This window comes from Bacillus sp. C28GYM-DRY-1 (assembly GCF_030519405.1).
In the GTDB taxonomy this organism is placed as follows: Bacteria; Bacillota; Bacilli; order Bacillales; family Bacillaceae; genus Bacillus; species Bacillus spizizenii_A.
Genome location: NZ_JAUMKF010000018.1, coordinates 36,973 through 54,302, shown reverse-complemented (window position 1 = coordinate 54,302; position 17,330 = coordinate 36,973). Strand labels below are relative to the sequence as shown.

Genomic DNA, 17,330 nt, shown 5'->3' with positions numbered 1-17,330 from the left:
GAATATGAATACATTCATCTTAATGGAGGGATGGCATGTTTACACAAGCGAATCTATTTTTAATTATACTCTTGGCTATTGCACTTATCGCAAAAAACCAATCATTGCTCTTTGCTGTATCCGTCCTATTGATCATCAAAATCGTTGGACTTGACCAGAAATTATTTCCCACCATCCAGTCAAAAGGCATTAACTGGGGAGTGACCGTTATCACAATCGCTGTTCTTGTTCCGATTGCCACGGGAGAAATCGGATTTAAGCAGCTTGGAGAAGCAGTGCGGTCTTCCTATGCTTGGATCGCCTTGGGAGCAGGAATTGCAGTGGCGCTGATTGCCAAAAACGGCCTGACCCTGCTGGAAAATGACCCACATATTACAACTGCTCTTGTGATCGGGACCATTCTTGCAGTCGCGCTTTTTGGCGGAGTTGCGGTGGGACCGCTGATTGGAGCGGGGATTGCTTATATAGCCATGCAGATCGTAAAACTGTTCACTTCATAAAAAAAGCGGCCCAAATGCCGCTTTTTTTATGCAAAAACCCGCAAATAATGGCGTTTTTTCGGGAAAATCACAGAATGAAAAAAAAAATTATAGGTAAACATTTAACAAATGTCTGATTATTGTTTATAATAAGAATAGGCTTAAACTTAAATAAGCTTATAAGAATTTGTTATGGTCTTTCATAAGCAAAGGGTTTCAGTAGAAGCAGGCAGTGAAATGTAAGCATTTTCTTTTAGGGGGAGAGAAATACTTGCATCATGCTTTTTAAGTAAGCCACATGATTTACAACACTCTTAAAGGGGAAATTCATTGAAAAGGAGATGTTATATATGACAGCGACACGCGGTCTAGAAGGGGTTGTAGCAACAACATCATCTGTTAGTTCTATTATTGACGATACCCTTACATATGTGGGGTATGATATCGATGATTTAACAGAGAATGCAAGTTTTGAAGAAATCATTTATTTGCTTTGGCATTTAAGGCTGCCGAACAAAAAGGAGCTTGATGAGTTAAAGCAGCAGCTTGCAAAGGAAGCTGCCGTTCCGCAAGAAATTATTGAGCACTTCAAATCTTATTCCCTCGAAAATGTTCATCCCATGGCTGCTCTTCGGACAGCAATTTCATTACTAGGCCTGCTTGACAGCGAGGCTGATACCATGAACCCTGAAGCCAACTACAGAAAGGCGATCCGCCTTCAGGCAAAGGTGCCTGGTCTGGTTGCAGCGTTTTCCAGAATCCGCAAAGGTCTTGAGCCTGTAGAACCAAGAGAAGACTACGGCATTGCCGAAAATTTTCTCTACACATTAAACGGTGAAGAGCCTTCGCCAATTGAGGTTGAAGCTTTCAACAAAGCGCTGATTTTACATGCTGACCATGAGCTGAACGCGTCAACGTTCACAGCAAGGGTCTGCGTCGCAACACTTTCTGATATCTATTCAGGCATTACTGCGGCAATCGGCGCACTGAAGGGTCCTCTTCACGGCGGTGCAAATGAAGGCGTGATGAAGATGCTGACAGAAATAGGTGAAGTGGAAAACGCTGAGCCGTACATCCGCGCTAAACTTGAAAAGAAAGAAAAAATCATGGGATTCGGCCACCGCGTGTATAAGTATGGCGACCCGCGCGCGAAGCATCTGAAAGAAATGAGCAAGCGCCTGACAAACCTGACAGGCGAAAGCAAATGGTATGAGATGTCGATTCGTATAGAAGAAATCGTTACATCGGAGAAAAAGCTACCGCCTAACGTTGATTTCTATTCGGCTTCTGTTTATCACAGCCTCGGTATTGACCATGATTTGTTCACGCCGATTTTTGCTATAAGCAGAATGTCTGGCTGGCTTGCACATATTCTTGAGCAGTATGACAATAACCGGCTGATCCGCCCGCGGGCAGATTACACAGGCCCTGATAAACAAGCATTTGTTCCGATTGAAGAAAGAGCCTAAAGAACCATTGGAGGCTGGCTTGCGTTAATGAGGTTAGCCTCTTGTTCAGAACATTAAAAGTGGTTTACACTTTATATTGAATGTTGAGAAAAATCATTTTGTTTTCTATATAAGAAAAATAAAATGTTTTCTAAATATGAATTACATACTGGGAGGTTTTTATTGTGGCACAAGGTGAAAAAATTACAGTTTCTAACGGAGTATTAAACGTACCAAACAACCCGATTATCCCGTTTATCGAAGGAGACGGAACCGGTCCTGATATTTGGAACTCGGCTTCGAAGGTTTTGGAAGCAGCAGTTGAAAAAGCATACAAAGGCGAAAAGAAAATCACGTGGAAAGAAGTTTATGCCGGAGAAAAGGCTTATAATAAAACAGGTGAGTGGCTGCCTGCTGAAACATTAGATGTTATCCGCGAATATTTCATTGCGATTAAAGGCCCGTTAACGACACCTGTCGGCGGCGGAATCCGATCTTTGAACGTAGCGCTCAGACAAGAGCTTGACCTATTCGTCTGCTTAAGACCTGTAAGATACTTTACAGGAGTGCCGTCACCGGTAAAACGCCCTGAAGATACTGATATGGTCATCTTCCGCGAAAATACAGAAGATATTTACGCAGGCATCGAGTACGCAAAAGGCTCTGAAGAAGTGCAAAAGCTCATCAGCTTCCTGCAAAATGAGTTAAACGTCAACAAAATCCGTTTCCCTGAGACATCAGGTATCGGCATTAAGCCTGTTTCTGAAGAAGGAACAAGCCGTTTGGTCAGAGCAGCCATTGATTATGCGATCGAGCACGGCCGCAAATCTGTAACACTTGTTCACAAAGGAAACATCATGAAGTTCACAGAAGGCGCCTTCAAAAACTGGGGCTATGAACTTGCTGAAAGAGAATATGGCGAAAAAGTCTTCACATGGGCTCAATATGACCGCATTGCTGAAGAACAAGGAAAAGACGCTGCCAACAAAGCGCAAAGCGAAGCGGAAGCAGCAGGCAAAATCATTGTCAAAGACAGCATTGCTGACATCTTCCTTCAGCAGATTCTAACGCGCCCGAACGAATTTGATGTCGTTGCAACTATGAACTTAAATGGAGATTACATCTCTGATGCTCTTGCTGCGCAAGTCGGCGGAATCGGCATTGCACCTGGAGCGAATATCAACTATGAAACAGGACATGCGATTTTCGAGGCGACGCACGGAACGGCTCCTAAATATGCAGGCCTTGATAAAGTAAACCCATCTTCCGTTATTCTTTCAGGCGTTCTGCTTCTTGAGCATTTAGGGTGGAACGAAGCGGCTGATTTGGTTATCAAATCTATGGAAAAAACAATCGCTTCTAAAGTCGTAACTTACGATTTTGCCAGATTAATGGACGGCGCGACTGAAGTGAAATGTTCAGAGTTCGGAGAAGAACTGATTAAAAACATGGACTAAGCAAGGAAACAGCCTAAAACTAGCCATAAAGGAGAAGAGAGACATGGGAAATACTCGTAAAAAAGTTTCTGTTATCGGAGCAGGTTTTACCGGAGCGACAACTGCATTTTTAATCGCTCAAAAAGAGCTGGCAGACGTAGTGCTTGTTGACATTCCGCAATTGGAGAACCCGACAAAGGGAAAAGCGCTTGATATGTTGGAAGCAAGCCCGGTTCAAGGTTTTGACGCAAAAATTACGGGCACATCCAATTACGAGGATACAGCGGGGTCTGACATTGTTGTCATTACAGCCGGTATCGCAAGAAAACCTGGTATGAGCAGAGATGATCTAGTCTCTACAAACGAAAAAATTATGAGAAGCGTTACACGAGAAATCGTGAAATATTCTCCTGACTCTATCATTGTGGTGCTGACAAATCCTGTTGATGCAATGACATACGCGGTGTACAAAGAATCAGGTTTCCCTAAAGAGCGCGTAATCGGCCAGTCCGGTGTGCTTGATACCGCACGATTCAGAACATTTGTCGCAGAGGAATTAAACCTGTCAGTGAAAGATGTGACTGGTTTCGTCCTTGGCGGCCACGGTGACGATATGGTGCCGCTTGTGCGTTATTCTTACGCTGGCGGTATCCCGCTTGAAACTCTCATTCCGAAAGAACGGATTGACGCAATTGTGGAGCGCACTAGAAAAGGCGGAGGCGAAATCGTGAATCTTCTTGGAAACGGAAGCGCGTATTATGCGCCTGCGGCTTCTCTGACAGAAATGGTCGAAGCGATCTTGAAAGATCAGCGCCGCGTCCTTCCTACAATTGCTTACCTTGAAGGGGAATACGGCTATGAAGGCATCTACCTTGGTGTTCCTACAATTGTAGGCGGCAACGGTCTTGAGCAGATCATTGAACTTGAGCTGACAGACTATGAGAGAGCACAACTGAATAAATCAGTTGAATCTGTCAAAAATGTCATGAAAGTATTATCTTAATAAAAAGAGAAAGGCTTCCTTGCTAGAGCCTTTCTCTTTTTATTATAAATGAAAGCGTTATCATTAACTTCTTTCTTTTAAAAATGGTGTAAAAGACGAATTGTCGGAATGTCCTGCTTTCGCTAAAATAAAATCATGAAACATGTTAAGATGACATAAAATAGAGAAATAGGATGTCGGGGAATTATAATACTGGAGGCACAGCATGAACAAGAAAATTTTAGTTGTGGATGATGAAGAATCTATTGTTACTCTTTTACAGTACAATTTGGAACGGTCAGGCTATAATGTCATTACCGCCTCGGATGGGGAAGAAGCGCTCAAAAAAGCAGAAACAGAGAAGCCTGATTTGATTGTGCTTGATGTGATGCTTCCAAAACTGGACGGAATCGAAGTATGCAAGCAGCTGAGACAGCAAAAACTGATGTTTCCGATTTTAATGCTGACAGCGAAGGATGAGGAATTTGACAAAGTATTAGGGCTTGAGCTTGGTGCTGATGATTATATGACCAAGCCGTTCAGTCCAAGGGAAGTAAATGCAAGAGTCAAAGCGATTTTAAGGCGTTCGGAAATGGCTGCGCCCTCTAGTGAAACGAAAAACGATGAAATTGAAGGTCAGATCGTAATTGGCGATCTGAAAATTCTGCCTGATCATTATGAAGCGTACTTTAAAGAAAATCAGCTTGAGCTGACACCGAAAGAATTCGAACTGCTTCTCTATTTGGGCAGACATAAAGGCAGAGTGCTGACGAGAGATCTTCTGTTGAGCGCTGTCTGGAATTATGATTTTGCCGGAGATACGAGAATTGTTGACGTACATATCAGCCATCTCCGCGACAAAATTGAAAACAATACTAAAAAACCGATCTATATTAAAACGATTAGGGGATTGGGGTATAAACTGGAGGAGCCAAAAATGAATGAATAAATACCGTGTGCGCCTTTTTTCTGTACTCGTTGTCTGTATGATTCTGGTGTTTAGTGTCCTCGGGCTGTTTTTGCAGCAGCTCTTTGAAACATCTGATCAAAGGAAAGCAGAGGAACGCATTGAAAAAGAAGCCAAATACATGGCTTCGCTTCTTGATGCCGGCAATCTGAATGATCAAGCAAATGAGAAAATCATTAAAGATGCAGGCGGCGCGCTTGATGTGAGCGCATCCGTTATCGATACAGACGGCAAGGTGCTGTACGGGTCAAACGGGAGAGCAGCAGATTCTCAAAAGGTGCAGGCACTTGTTTCTGGCCATGAGGGTGTTCTTTCAAAAGCAGATAACAAGCTTTATTATGGACTCTCGCTTAGAAGCCAAGGTGAAAAAACAGGGTATGTGCTGCTTTCTGCCCCTAAAAAAAGCTACGGCTTGAAAGGCGAAATGTGGGGGATGCTGACGGCCAGTCTTTGTACCGCTTTTATCGTCATTGTTTATTTTTATTCCAGTATGACCTCACGCTATAAAAGGTCGATTGAAGCAGCGACAAACGTAGCAATAGAACTATCCAAGGGGAACTACGATGCCAGGACGTACGGCGGCTATATCAGGCGCTCTGATAAGCTCGGCCGGGCGATGAACAGCCTTGCCGTTGATCTGATGGAAATGACGAGAACGCAGGAAATGCAGCGGGACCGGCTGCTGACAGTCATTGAAAATATCGGCTCCGGGCTGATTATGATTGATGGAAGAGGTTTTATCAATCTCGTAAACAGGTCTTATGCCAAGCAGTTTCATATCAACCCGAATCAGATGCTGCGCCGTCTTTATCATGATGCATTTGAACATGAAGAAGTGATTCAGCTTGTCGAAGACATTTTTATGACGGAGACAAAGAAATGCAAGCTGTTAAGGCTTCCGATCAAAATTGAACGGCGTTATTTTGAAGTGGACGGCGTTCCGATTATGGGGCCGGACGATGAATGGAAAGGTATTGTGCTCGTTTTCCACGACATGACGGAGACGAAAAAATTAGAGCAGATGAGAAAGGATTTTGTGGCTAATGTTTCTCATGAGCTAAAAACGCCGATAACGTCCATTAAAGGGTTTACGGAGACATTATTGGACGGAGCGATGGAGGACAAAGAAGCGCTTTCTGAATTTCTCTCCATTATTCTAAAGGAAAGCGAAAGGCTTCAGTCTTTGGTTCAGGATCTTCTCGACCTCTCAAAAATCGAGCAGCAAAATTTTACGCTCAGCATCGAAACATTTGAACCAGCCAAAATGCTTGGTGAGATTGAAACGCTTCTTAAGCATAAGGCGGATGAGAAAGGCATCTCCTTACAACTGAATGTACCGAAAGATCCGCTATACGTATCAGGGGACCCGTACAGGCTGAAACAGGTATTTCTTAATCTCGTAAACAATGCGTTAACCTACACGCCTGAAGGGGGCTCTGTAGCTATCAATGTAACGCCAAGAGACAAAGACATTCAAATTGAAGTTGCCGATTCCGGAATCGGAATACAGAAAGAAGAAATCCCTCGCATCTTTGAACGTTTTTACCGCGTAGATAAAGACAGAAGCAGGAATTCGGGCGGAACCGGTCTGGGCCTTGCAATCGTAAAACATTTAATAGAGGCTCATGAAGGGAAAATCGATGTCAAAAGCGAGCTTGGACGAGGAACGGTCTTTACAGTGACACTGAAAAGGGCCGCTGAAAAGTCCTCCTAATGTTTACAAAGGTTTAACAATATCTTCATGCACTGTTAAACCTATGCTGGTAAGATGTAGTAGAACCCCTTCATCCAAGGAGCCAATTTTGACGGCGGGAACCATTTTGTGTTCCCGTCCTTTTTTGTGTCTTCTCTTCAGTTCGCGTATTTTCCTTTCAAATTGAACTTTGTTAAAATAAGAGGAGCTAATGACTATGTAAGAGATGAATGGAAGCCTGATGCTTCTTAGGAGGATATTGAATGACGGAACAAAAAAAATTAGTGCTTGTAGACGGAAACAGTCTAGCTTACCGGGCGTTTTTTGCATTGCCGCTGTTAAGCAATGATAAAGGTATTCATACGAATGCCGTATACGGTTTTGCGATGATTTTAATGAAGATGCTTGAGGATGAAAAACCGACGCACATGCTGGTTGCATTTGATGCCGGGAAAACAACATTTCGTCACGGCACATTTAAAGAATATAAAGGCGGCAGACAGAAAACCCCGCCTGAACTTTCTGAACAAATGCCGTTTATCCGCGAGCTGCTGGATGCCTATCAGATCAGCCGCTACGAACTGGAACAATATGAGGCCGATGATATCATTGGCACACTGGCCAAATCGGCTGAAAAAGACGGATTTGAAGTAAAGGTTTTCTCAGGAGATAAGGATTTAACCCAGCTGGCAACAGACAAAACAACGGTTGCCATTACGAGAAAAGGAATTACCGATGTTGAATTTTACACACCGGAGCACGTCAAAGAGAAATACGGGCTTACGCCTGAACAAATCATTGACATGAAGGGTCTGATGGGCGATTCATCGGATAATATTCCAGGTGTGCCCGGCGTAGGAGAAAAGACAGCGATTAAGCTCTTAAAACAGTTCGATTCCGTGGAAAAGCTGCTGGAGTCCATTGACGAGGTGAGCGGAAAGAAACTGAAGGAAAAACTTGAGGAATTTAAGGATCAGGCATTGATGAGCAAGGAGCTTGCGACGATCATGACGGATGCGCCGATTGATGTATCCGTTTCCGGCTTGAAATATCAAGGCTTTAATCGTGAACAGGTCATTTCCATCTATAAAGATCTTGGATTCAACACGCTTCTTGAACGTCTTGGTGAAGACAGTGAAGAAGCAGAGCAGGAACAGGTGTTAGATGAAATAAGTGTAAAAACCGTCACAGACGTGACTAGCGATATGTTGGTTTCCCCATCTGCCTTTGTTGTTGAACAGATTGGCGATAATTATCATGAAGTGCCGATTCTTGGATTTTCAATCGTAAATGAAACGGGATCTTATTTTATTCCGCAAGACATTGCCGTGGAGTCTGAGGTGTTTAAAGAATGGGCGGAAAATGATGAGCAGAAAAAATGGCTTTTCGATAGCAAGCGGGCTGTTGTCGCTTTGCGCTGGCAGGGCATTGAGCTGAAAGGAGCGGAGTTTGATACGCTTCTCGCGGCTTATATCATCAATCCGGGCAATTCATATGATGACGTTGCAAGTGTGGCCAAGGATTACGGACTGCATATTGTATCTAGCGACGAATCGGTTTACGGCAAAGGAGCAAAACGGGCGGTGCCGTCAGAAGATGTACTGTCTGAGCACCTTGTACGAAAAGCGTTAGCCATTCAAAGCCTCCGGGAAAAGCTTGTTCAGGAGCTGGAGAACAACGATCAGCTTGAACTGTTTGAAGAGCTCGAAATGCCGCTTGCGCTTATTCTTGGCGAAATGGAATCAACTGGCGTTAAGGTCGATGTTGATCGTTTAAAACGAATGGGCGAAGAACTGGGTGCGAAGCTGAAGGGATATGAAGAAAAAATCCATGAGATTGCGGGAGAGCCGTTTAATATCAATTCTCCGAAACAGCTCGGCGTCATCTTGTTTGAAAAAATCGGCCTGCCTGTCGTGAAAAAAACAAAAACAGGCTATTCAACGTCTGCTGATGTGCTTGAAAAGCTGGCTGACAAGCATGATATTGTCGACTATATTTTGCAATACAGACAAATTGGCAAGCTTCAATCGACATATATCGAAGGGCTTTTAAAGGTGACGAGACCGGATTCCCATAAGGTGCACACGCGCTTTAACCAGGCTTTAACGCAAACAGGCCGTCTTAGCTCGACTGATCCGAATCTGCAAAACATTCCGATCAGACTTGAAGAAGGGCGTAAAATCCGCCAAGCTTTTGTTCCGTCTGAAAAAGACTGGCTTATTTTTGCCGCCGACTACTCACAAATCGAGCTGCGGGTGCTTGCCCATATTTCTAAGGATCAAAATCTTATCGAAGCTTTTACAAATGATATGGATATTCATACGAAAACGGCAATGGATGTGTTCCATGTTGCCGAGGATGAAGTGACATCTGCGATGAGACGCCAGGCGAAAGCGGTCAACTTTGGCATCGTGTACGGCATCAGCGATTACGGGTTGTCACAGAACCTCGGCATTACCCGGAAGGAAGCAGGCGCATTCATTGACCGCTATTTGGAAAGCTTCCAAGGCGTAAAAGCGTACATGGAAGATTCAGTTCAGGACGCGAAGCAAAAAGGATACGTGACAACGCTTATGCATCGCCGCCGCTACATGCCTGAGCTGACGAGCCGAAACTTTAATATCCGCAGTTTTGCGGAGCGGACGGCAATGAATACGCCGATTCAAGGAAGCGCAGCTGATATTATAAAAAAAGCTATGATTGATATGGCTGCCAAGCTGAAAGAACAACAACTGAAAGCAAGACTTCTGCTTCAAGTACACGATGAATTAATTTTTGAAGCGCCGCAGGAAGAAATTAAAATTCTTGAAAAGCTTGTTCCTGAAGTGATGGAACATGCGCTTGCATTAGATGTGCCGTTAAAGGTGGACTTTGCGTCAGGCCCATCTTGGTACGATGCGAAATAAACAGAGATAGGAAGTGATGGATGTGCCGGAATTACCAGAAGTTGAAACGGTCCGGCGCACTCTGACCGGGCTTGTAAAGGGAAAAACAATCAAATCGGTAGAGATCAGATGGCCAAATATCATCAAACGGCCTGCCGAACCGGAGGAATTTGCGCGAAATTTAGCAGGAGAAACGATACAGTCTATCGGAAGACGGGGAAAGTTTTTGCTGTTTCATTTAGACCATTTTGTCATGGTTTCCCATCTTCGAATGGAAGGGAAATACGGGCTTCATCAAGCGGAGGAGCCAGACGATAAACACGTCCATGTCATATTCACGATGTCAGACGGCACCCAGCTTCGTTACAGGGATGTGCGGAAGTTTGGAACCATGCACTTATTTAAACCGGGAGAGGAAGCGGGTGAGCTCCCTCTTTCTCAATTAGGGCCGGAGCCGGATGCAGAAGAATTTACGAGCGCATATTTAAAAGAACGGCTTGCTAAAACAAACCGTGCTGTCAAAACCGCCCTGCTGGATCAGAAAACAGTTGTCGGACTCGGGAACATTTATGTGGACGAGGCGCTGTTCAGAGCGGGTGTCCATCCTGAGACGAAGGCAAATCAATTGTCAGACAAAACAATCAAAACACTTCATGCTGAAATCAAAAACACCCTGCAGGAAGCGATTGATGCAGGCGGCAGCACAGTCCGTTCGTATATCAACTCCCAAGGGGAAATCGGAATGTTCCAGCTGCAGCATTTTGTGTACGGGAAAAAAGACGAGCCGTGCAAAAATTGCGGAACAATGATTTCAAAAATTGTCGTAGGTGGCAGGGGCACGCATTTTTGTGCGAAGTGCCAGAAAAAAAAGTAGCATAATGCTTCTTTGTCCAAGCTGTCGGTGCATATATCAGTAACTCTGTAATAGAGGATGCCATTTTCGAAACACGGATTTTTCACTTTCCCATATATATGATTGTGATGAATCCCGGGCATTTTACATCTGATACAAGAGCACCAACAGAAAGGAAGAAACGGATATGCAAATGGTTTCTATACTGCTGCTGGCGTTGGCTGTCAGCTTGGACAGTTTTTCAGTCGGTTTTACGTATGGATTGAGAAAAATGAAAATCCCGTTTAAAGCGATTTTGGTTATCGCCTGCTGTTCCGGTGCCGTCATGTTTATATCCATGCTGATCGGAAGCTTTCTCACGAAGTTTTTACCTGTTTATGTGACGGAGAAGCTTGGCGGTTTGATATTGGTCGGAATCGGTGCGTGGGTTCTGTATCAATTTTTCAAACCGGCAAAAGACAAGGAATACTTATTGCATGAAAAAACGCTGCTTAATTTAGAGGTTCGGTCATTAGGGATTGTGATTCATATTTTAAGAAAACCCATGAGTGCGGATATCGACAAATCGGGTGTGATCAATGGTATTGAGGCGGTCTTGTTGGGATTTGCCTTATCGATTGATGCCTTCGGAGCAGGTATTGGCGCAGCCATTCTCGGTTTTTCACCGATTGTGATGAGCATTGCCGTGGCAATCATGAGCTCGCTGTTTGTATCAATCGGAATCAATGCCGGCCATTTTCTGTCTAAGTGGAAATGGATTGATAAGATGGCGTTTTTGCCGGGGCTTCTGCTGATCACGATTGGGCTCTGGAAATTGTAAATGTAAAAAGGAGTTGAGCACTTGACCTTAGTCATTGGTTTAACGGGAGGAATAGCTAGCGGCAAAAGTACGGTAGCCAATATGCTGATTGAAAAAGGAATAACAGTTATAGATGCAGATATCATTGCCAAACAAGCGGTAGAAAAAGGGATGCCGGCCTACCGGCAAATCATTGACGAATTCGGTGAAGACATTCTGCTCCCAAACGGTGATATAGATCGAAAAAAGCTTGGGGCACTGGTATTCACAAATGAACCAAAGCGTCTTGCTTTAAATGCAATTGTCCATCCCGCAGTCAGGCAGGAAATGCTCAATCGCCGTGATGAAGCGATAGCAAATCGCGAGGCCTTTGTTGTATTAGATATCCCGCTATTGTTTGAAAGCAAATTGGAATCTTTAGTTGATAAAATTATTGTGGTCAGTGTAACCAAAGAGCTTCAGCTGGAACGTCTCATGAAGCGCAATCAGCTGACGGAAGAAGAAGCGATCAGCCGTATTTGTGCTCAAATGCCCTTAGAGGAAAAAACAGCAAGAGCAGATCAAGTCATTGATAACAGCGGCACGCTTACAGAGACCAAACAGCAGCTTGATAAAGTCATCACAAACTGGGCATAAACAAAAACACCGTTCGTATGTCGTATGAACGGTGTTTTTTGTCATGTAAAACAGGAGTCATAAGAAATGAAAGCAGTCAGTGCGGGACGCTGGCTGTTTTTTGGTTCTTACACCTAAATTGTGTGCAAGAAAACATATAATGCATCATAAATTAGCGTTGTAATCGTTGATTTTATCAATATGTACTGGCGAATCCATTTTAATGTGTTATACTAATTACAAATGAAGGTAAATTAGAATGGCATAATTGATAAGGGGTGTCCAACATGAAGGTAAAAGTAGCGATCAACGGGTTTGGAAGAATCGGGAGAATGGTTTTTAGAAAAGCAATGTTAGATGATCAAATTCAAGTAGTGGCCATTAACGCCAGCTATTCCGCAGAAACGCTGGCTCATTTAATAAAGTATGACACAAATCACGGCAGGTACGACAAAGAGGTTGTGGTTGGTGAAGACAGCCTAATCGTGAATGGAAAGAAAGTGCTTTTATTAAACAGCCGTGATCCAAAACAGCTGCCTTGGCGGGAATATGATATTGACATTGTCGTCGAAGCGACAGGGAAGTTTAATTCAAAAGATAAAGCGATGGGTCATATAGAAGCGGGCACGAAAAAAGTTATTCTGACAGCTCCGGGAAAAAATGAAGACGTTACCATTGTGATGGGGGTAAATGAGGACCAATTTGACGCCGACCGCCATGTCATTATTTCAAATGCGTCATGCACGACAAACTGCCTTGCGCCTGTTGTAAAAGTGCTGGATGAAGCATTTGGCATTGAGAGCGGGCTGATGACCACAGTCCACGCATATACGAATGACCAAAAAAATATTGATAATCCGCATAAAGATTTGCGCCGGGCGCGGGCATGCGGTGAATCCATTATTCCGACGACAACAGGAGCGGCAAAGGCGCTTTCGCTCGTGCTCCCGCATCTGAAAGGAAAGCTTCACGGCCTTGCCTTGCGCGTCCCCGTTCCGAACGTCTCACTGGTTGATCTCGTTGTCGATCTCAAAACTGATGTAACGGCTGAAGAGGTAAACGAGGCATTTAAACGGGCTGCCAAAACTTCGATGTACGGCGTTCTTGATTATTCAGATGAACCGCTCGTTTCCACTGACTATAATACAAATCCGCATTCAGCGGTCATTGACGGGCTTACGACAATGGTAATGGAAGACAGTAAAGTAAAGGTGCTCGCATGGTATGACAACGAATGGGGCTACTCATGCAGAGTTGTTGATCTGATCCACCATGTAGCTGCGCGCATGAAACATCCGTCTGCTGTATAAAATAAGGTCATGGACGCATTTTGAAGAAAAAACCCTTAACAGCATATTTTGAAAAAACGCACCTTGCAAATTAGACTTAAACACAGTATACTATTTTTCGTGAACTTCTTGCTTGAGACTGTTTCGGAATTACTTAAAGGGTTAGGACCTCTCCGGACTAACTTTCCCCCGTGGTAAATGGCCGACCCAGTTGTTGGAATTTCACTTTTTAATTCTTGTTAAGGGGGGTCCATGACTATGGAAACAATGGGGCGTCACGTTATCTCCGAGCTATGGGGATGCGATTTTGATAAGCTGAATGACATGGATTTTATTGAAAAAACGTTTGTAAATGCTGCTCTAAAATCAGGTGCTGAGGTGCGCGAGGTTGCATTTCACAAGTTTGCACCGCAAGGCGTAAGCGGAGTTGTGATTATTTCTGAATCACACTTAACAATTCACAGTTTTCCTGAGCACGGATATGCGAGCATTGATGTTTATACTTGTGGAGACTTAGATCCTAATGTCGCTGCTGACTACATCGCAGAGGCATTACATGCTGATACAAGAGAAAACATTGAAATACCAAGAGGCATGGGGCCTGTGCAAATTAAACAGGCGCAAGCGAAAGTACTATAGTAAACACGAACACAAAGGGAGCTGAAGCTAGAAAGCCATTATGCGCTTTTTAGCTTATGCTCCTTTTATTTTTATAAAGAAACAAGGTGGTCAAGCTTTTTCTTTTTTCATTTTTTTTGTAAAATAAGAAAGAGATTTTCACAAACCACCAGATGCTGTAGACACAGCTCTATACAACGGCTCTCCCGACAGATGCATTCACATCTATTTTTAAAAGGCGGAGGCTGCCGAACATACATTGCAGGGAACGAAATAGTTGGGAGCTGATTTTATTGAAATGTCCTTCATGCCAGCATAACGGAACGAGAGTCCTCGATTCACGGCCTGTGGATGACGGAAAATCGATTCGCCGAAGACGCGAATGTGAATCCTGCCACTACCGGTTTACGACCTTTGAGAAAGTGGAGGAGACCCCGCTCATCGTCGTGAAAAAAGAAGGTGTGCGTGAGGAATTCAGCAGAGAAAAAATGCTGCGAGGCCTCATAAAAGCATGCGAAAAAAGACCTGTTTCACTCAAAACGCTTGAAGACATGTGCTTTGATATTGAAAAAGAACTTCGCAATCAAGGCTGTTCTGAGGTGAAAAGCGAGCTCGTCGGAGAAATGGTGATGGACCGGCTGGCTAAGGTTGATGAAGTCGCATATGTACGGTTCGCGTCCGTCTATCGGCAGTTTAAAGATATAAACGTCTTTATCGACGAATTAAAAGACTTAATAAAGAAAGAGCGTTAAAAGAGCTAAGAGGATTCTTCTAGCTCTTTTCTCATGTGCAAAATTGGCATTTGATAGATAGGAGAAACGGTGTAAAATGAAAGGTAGAAACAAATTCGGAAGGTTTGAGAATGTATGGCTGACTATTGGAAAGATGTACTGCCTGTAGATCCGTATGTGGTCAAAAGCAGATCGATGCTGCAGGATATAGACAGACAAATTATCACACAACTGTATCAGCCTTTAATCGGCCCTGTTGCATTCTCTCTTTATATGACATTGTGGGGAGAGCTTGAACAAAACCGTCTGTGGGGCGGAGAGTCCACACATAGACAGCTGATGGGGATGACACAGTCTAACTTAAAAATGATCCATCAGGAACAGGGGAAGCTCGAAGGCATCGGATTGCTAAAAGTATATATGAAGGAATCCGAGCGGCAGGAGCGCCTCTTTATATATGAACTCCTTCCGCCGCTCAGGCCAAATGATTTTTTTGAAGACGGAATGCTGAATGTTTTTCTGTACAATAGAGTCGGAAAAACAAAATACCAGCAATTAAAACAATTTTTCACGCACCCGGCTATTTCAGAAGATGCGAAGGACATTACGCGGCCGTTTAATCATGCGTTTCAATCGCTGCAGCCGAGTGAATGGAAGCTCACAGCTGATATGGAGGAAACGGTGAGACTTGCGCAGGGCACAGAGTATACTTCTGTCGGACAGGCACCGTCCTACACCATAACAGAGGATGTGTTTGATTTTGATTTGTTTTTAGCGGGACTTTCTGAGACGATGATTCCGAGAAAAGCGATGACTCAGCAGGTGCGGGACACAATCAAAAAGCTTTCTTATCTGTACGGCATAGATCCTTTGCAGATGCAAAATGTCGTGATGAGCGCGATTGATGAGCGTGACGTCATTACGACGGAGGCTTTAAGAAAAGCGGCAAGTGACTGGTATCAAATCGAAAGGAACGGACAGCTGCCTGACTTAGTGGAAAAAACACAGCCGGTGCATTTGCGTGAAGGCGAAAAACCGGCGGAAGAGGATTCGCTGGACGGGAAGCTAATCGCATTGCTTGAGGCGATTTCTCCTAAGAAGCTTCTGCAGGACATTGCCGACGGAACAGAGCCGTCCAAAGCTGATCTGAAAATCATAGAAGAAATTATGTTTGAACAGAAGCTCGAGCCAGGTGTTACAAATGTGTTAATTTATTACGTCATGCTAAAAACCGACATGAAGCTGTCGAAAAACTATATCCAAAAGATCGCGTCGCATTGGGCACGCAAAAAGGTAAAAACGGTCAGAGAAGCGATGAAGCTCGCGATAGAAGAAAATCGCCAATACCTTGAATGGGCTGAAGGGAAAGCAAATCAGCCTTCGAAACGCAATTCAAAAGTGATTCGCGAAGAAAAACTTCCTGACTGGATGAAAGAAAAGGAAACAGCGTCCGATTCAGAATCCGGACAGCAGAAGCTGCAACCGCAGGATTTGGAAGAACAGAAGAAAAAGATGATGGAAGAGATGCAAAAACTGAAAAAATACTCTGCCTATTAAAGACAGAGAAGCGGGGTGAAGGAATAGATGGAACCAATCGGCCGTTCCCTGCAGGGCGTAACCGGCAGGCCGGATTTCCAAAAACGTCTTGAACAAATGAAGGAAAAAGTCATGAAGGATCAAGATGTTCAGGCATTTTTGAAGGAAAACGAAGATGTGGTTGATCAAAATATGGTCGAAAAGAGCTTAAATAAGCTTTATGAATATATCGGACAAAGCAAGAATTGCTCGTATTGTTCAGAAAATGAAGATTGCAACAATCTGTTGGAGGGCTACCATCCGAAGCTTGTTGTCATTGGCCGTTCTATTGATATCGAGTATTATGAATGTCCGGTCAAACGGAAGCTTGATCAGCAGAAAAAACAAAAGTCTCTTATGAAAAGCATGTATATCCAGCAGGACCTTCTCGGAGCGACATTCCAGCAGGTTGATATCAGTGATCCTAGCAGGCTCGCGATGTTCCAGCATGTTACGGATTTTCTGAAAAGCTATAATGAGACGGGAAAAGGGAAAGGACTGTATTTATACGGGAAATTCGGGGTAGGAAAAACGTTTATGCTCGCTGCGATTGCCAATGAACTGGCGGAAAAAGAGTATTCCTCCATGATCGTATATGTACCCGAATTTGTGAGGGAGCTCAAGAATTCGCTTCAAGACCATTCATTGGAAGAGAAACTCAATATGGTCAAAACAACACCTGTATTGATGCTTGATGACATCGGGGCGGAATCAATGACGAGCTGGGTAAGGGATGAAGTCATCGGAACGGTGCTTCAGCACAGAATGTCCCAGCAGCTGCCGACGTTCTTTTCTTCTAATTTCTCACCTGACGAGCTGAAGCATCATTTTACGTATTCGCAAAGGGGAGAAAAGGAAGAAGTAAAAGCGGCAAGATTAATGGAGCGGATATTATATTTGGCTGCTCCGATCCGCCTTGACGGAGAAAACCGCCGCCATCCGTAACCCGCTGCGGTTCAA

At 43.9% G+C, this 17,330-nt stretch carries 14 protein-coding genes and 1 pseudogene; all 15 read left to right on the top strand.

Annotated elements, in window-relative coordinates; all coding sequences use genetic code 11:
- The first annotated feature begins 35 nt into the window (after positions 1 to 35).
- The 15 genes and pseudogenes from Q3W56_RS16020 (at position 36) to dnaI (ending at position 17,315) form a co-directional block, all read left to right on the top strand.
- Positions 36 to 500, top strand: coding sequence for a DUF441 domain-containing protein (locus Q3W56_RS16020; protein ID WP_302896168.1), 465 nt, complete (start codon positions 36 to 38; stop codon positions 498 to 500).
- Between the two features lie 329 nt (positions 501 to 829).
- Positions 830 to 1,948 carry a citrate synthase gene (citZ, locus tag Q3W56_RS16015; protein WP_019715352.1) on the top strand — a complete coding sequence of 373 codons (1,119 nt, stop codon included), beginning with the start codon at positions 830 to 832 and terminating at the stop codon, positions 1,946 to 1,948.
- A gap of 164 nt (positions 1,949 to 2,112) precedes the next feature.
- The gene (gene icd / locus Q3W56_RS16010) at positions 2,113 to 3,384 is read left to right on the top strand and encodes an NADP-dependent isocitrate dehydrogenase (RefSeq protein ID WP_003223557.1); all 1,272 of its coding nucleotides are present in this window, start codon (positions 2,113 to 2,115) and stop codon (positions 3,382 to 3,384) included.
- A gap of 43 nt (positions 3,385 to 3,427) precedes the next feature.
- On the top strand, positions 3,428 to 4,366 hold the full coding sequence (mdh, locus tag Q3W56_RS16005; protein ID WP_003237775.1) for a malate dehydrogenase: 939 nt from the start codon (positions 3,428 to 3,430) through the stop codon (positions 4,364 to 4,366).
- Between the two features lie 205 nt (positions 4,367 to 4,571).
- Positions 4,572 to 5,294 (top strand): two-component system response regulator PhoP, encoded by a 723-nt coding sequence (phoP, locus tag Q3W56_RS16000; protein ID WP_019715351.1) that lies wholly within the window; start codon positions 4,572 to 4,574, stop codon positions 5,292 to 5,294.
- Entirely contained in the window at positions 5,287 to 7,026 is a 1,740-nt protein-coding gene (gene phoR / locus Q3W56_RS15995) for a sensory box histidine kinase PhoR (protein WP_302896167.1), read from the top strand. The genes phoP and phoR overlap by 8 nt, the downstream gene beginning before the upstream one ends.
- A gap of 242 nt (positions 7,027 to 7,268) precedes the next feature.
- On the top strand, positions 7,269 to 9,911 hold the full coding sequence (polA, locus tag Q3W56_RS15990) for a DNA polymerase I (RefSeq protein ID WP_302896166.1): 2,643 nt from the start codon (positions 7,269 to 7,271) through the stop codon (positions 9,909 to 9,911).
- 22 nt (positions 9,912 to 9,933) lie between these two features.
- Entirely contained in the window at positions 9,934 to 10,764 is an 831-nt protein-coding gene (gene mutM, locus Q3W56_RS15985; protein WP_019715348.1) for a DNA-formamidopyrimidine glycosylase, read from the top strand.
- A gap of 148 nt (positions 10,765 to 10,912) precedes the next feature.
- Positions 10,913 to 11,563, top strand: a pseudogene (gene ytaF, locus Q3W56_RS15980) (sporulation membrane protein YtaF); the annotation flags it as partial.
- A gap of 21 nt (positions 11,564 to 11,584) precedes the next feature.
- Positions 11,585 to 12,178 carry a dephospho-CoA kinase gene (gene coaE, locus Q3W56_RS15975; protein ID WP_302896165.1) on the top strand — a complete coding sequence of 198 codons (594 nt, stop codon included), beginning with the start codon at positions 11,585 to 11,587 and terminating at the stop codon, positions 12,176 to 12,178.
- Between the two features lie 266 nt (positions 12,179 to 12,444).
- Positions 12,445 to 13,467, top strand: a complete 1,023-nt coding sequence (locus Q3W56_RS15970) for a glyceraldehyde-3-phosphate dehydrogenase (RefSeq protein WP_302896164.1) — start codon at positions 12,445 to 12,447, stop codon at positions 13,465 to 13,467.
- Between the two features lie 237 nt (positions 13,468 to 13,704).
- Positions 13,705 to 14,085 carry an adenosylmethionine decarboxylase gene (speD, locus tag Q3W56_RS15965; protein WP_003223584.1) on the top strand — a complete coding sequence of 127 codons (381 nt, stop codon included), beginning with the start codon at positions 13,705 to 13,707 and terminating at the stop codon, positions 14,083 to 14,085.
- A 272-nt stretch (positions 14,086 to 14,357) separates the two neighbouring features.
- On the top strand, positions 14,358 to 14,816 hold the full coding sequence (gene nrdR, locus Q3W56_RS15960) for a transcriptional regulator NrdR (protein ID WP_019715345.1): 459 nt from the start codon (positions 14,358 to 14,360) through the stop codon (positions 14,814 to 14,816).
- Positions 14,817 to 14,930: 114 nt separating this feature from the next.
- Positions 14,931 to 16,352, top strand: a complete 1,422-nt coding sequence (dnaB, locus tag Q3W56_RS15955; protein ID WP_302896163.1) for a replicative helicase loading/DNA remodeling protein DnaB — start codon at positions 14,931 to 14,933, stop codon at positions 16,350 to 16,352.
- Positions 16,353 to 16,379: 27 nt separating this feature from the next.
- Entirely contained in the window at positions 16,380 to 17,315 is a 936-nt protein-coding gene (gene dnaI / locus Q3W56_RS15950) for a primosomal protein DnaI (RefSeq protein ID WP_302896162.1), read from the top strand.
- Positions 17,316 to 17,330 lie beyond the last annotated feature (15 nt).

Bases quoted from the DNA above. Each gene is read 5' to 3' on its own strand.
- mdh (WP_003237775.1), top strand. From the start codon at position 3,428: ATGGGAAATACTCGTAAAAAAGTTTCTGTTATCGGAGCAGGTTTTACC.
- Q3W56_RS16020 (WP_302896168.1), top strand. From the start codon at position 36: ATGTTTACACAAGCGAATCTATTTTTAATTATACTCTTGGCTATTGCA.
- phoR (WP_302896167.1), top strand. From the start codon at position 5,287: ATGAATAAATACCGTGTGCGCCTTTTTTCTGTACTCGTTGTCTGTATG.
- polA (WP_302896166.1), top strand. From the start codon at position 7,269: ATGACGGAACAAAAAAAATTAGTGCTTGTAGACGGAAACAGTCTAGCT.
- dnaB (WP_302896163.1), top strand. From the start codon at position 14,931: ATGGCTGACTATTGGAAAGATGTACTGCCTGTAGATCCGTATGTGGTC.
- speD (WP_003223584.1), top strand. From the start codon at position 13,705: ATGGAAACAATGGGGCGTCACGTTATCTCCGAGCTATGGGGATGCGAT.
- Q3W56_RS15970 (WP_302896164.1), top strand. From the start codon at position 12,445: ATGAAGGTAAAAGTAGCGATCAACGGGTTTGGAAGAATCGGGAGAATG.
- dnaI (WP_302896162.1), top strand. From the start codon at position 16,380: ATGGAACCAATCGGCCGTTCCCTGCAGGGCGTAACCGGCAGGCCGGAT.
- citZ (WP_019715352.1), top strand. From the start codon at position 830: ATGACAGCGACACGCGGTCTAGAAGGGGTTGTAGCAACAACATCATCT.
- phoP (WP_019715351.1), top strand. From the start codon at position 4,572: ATGAACAAGAAAATTTTAGTTGTGGATGATGAAGAATCTATTGTTACT.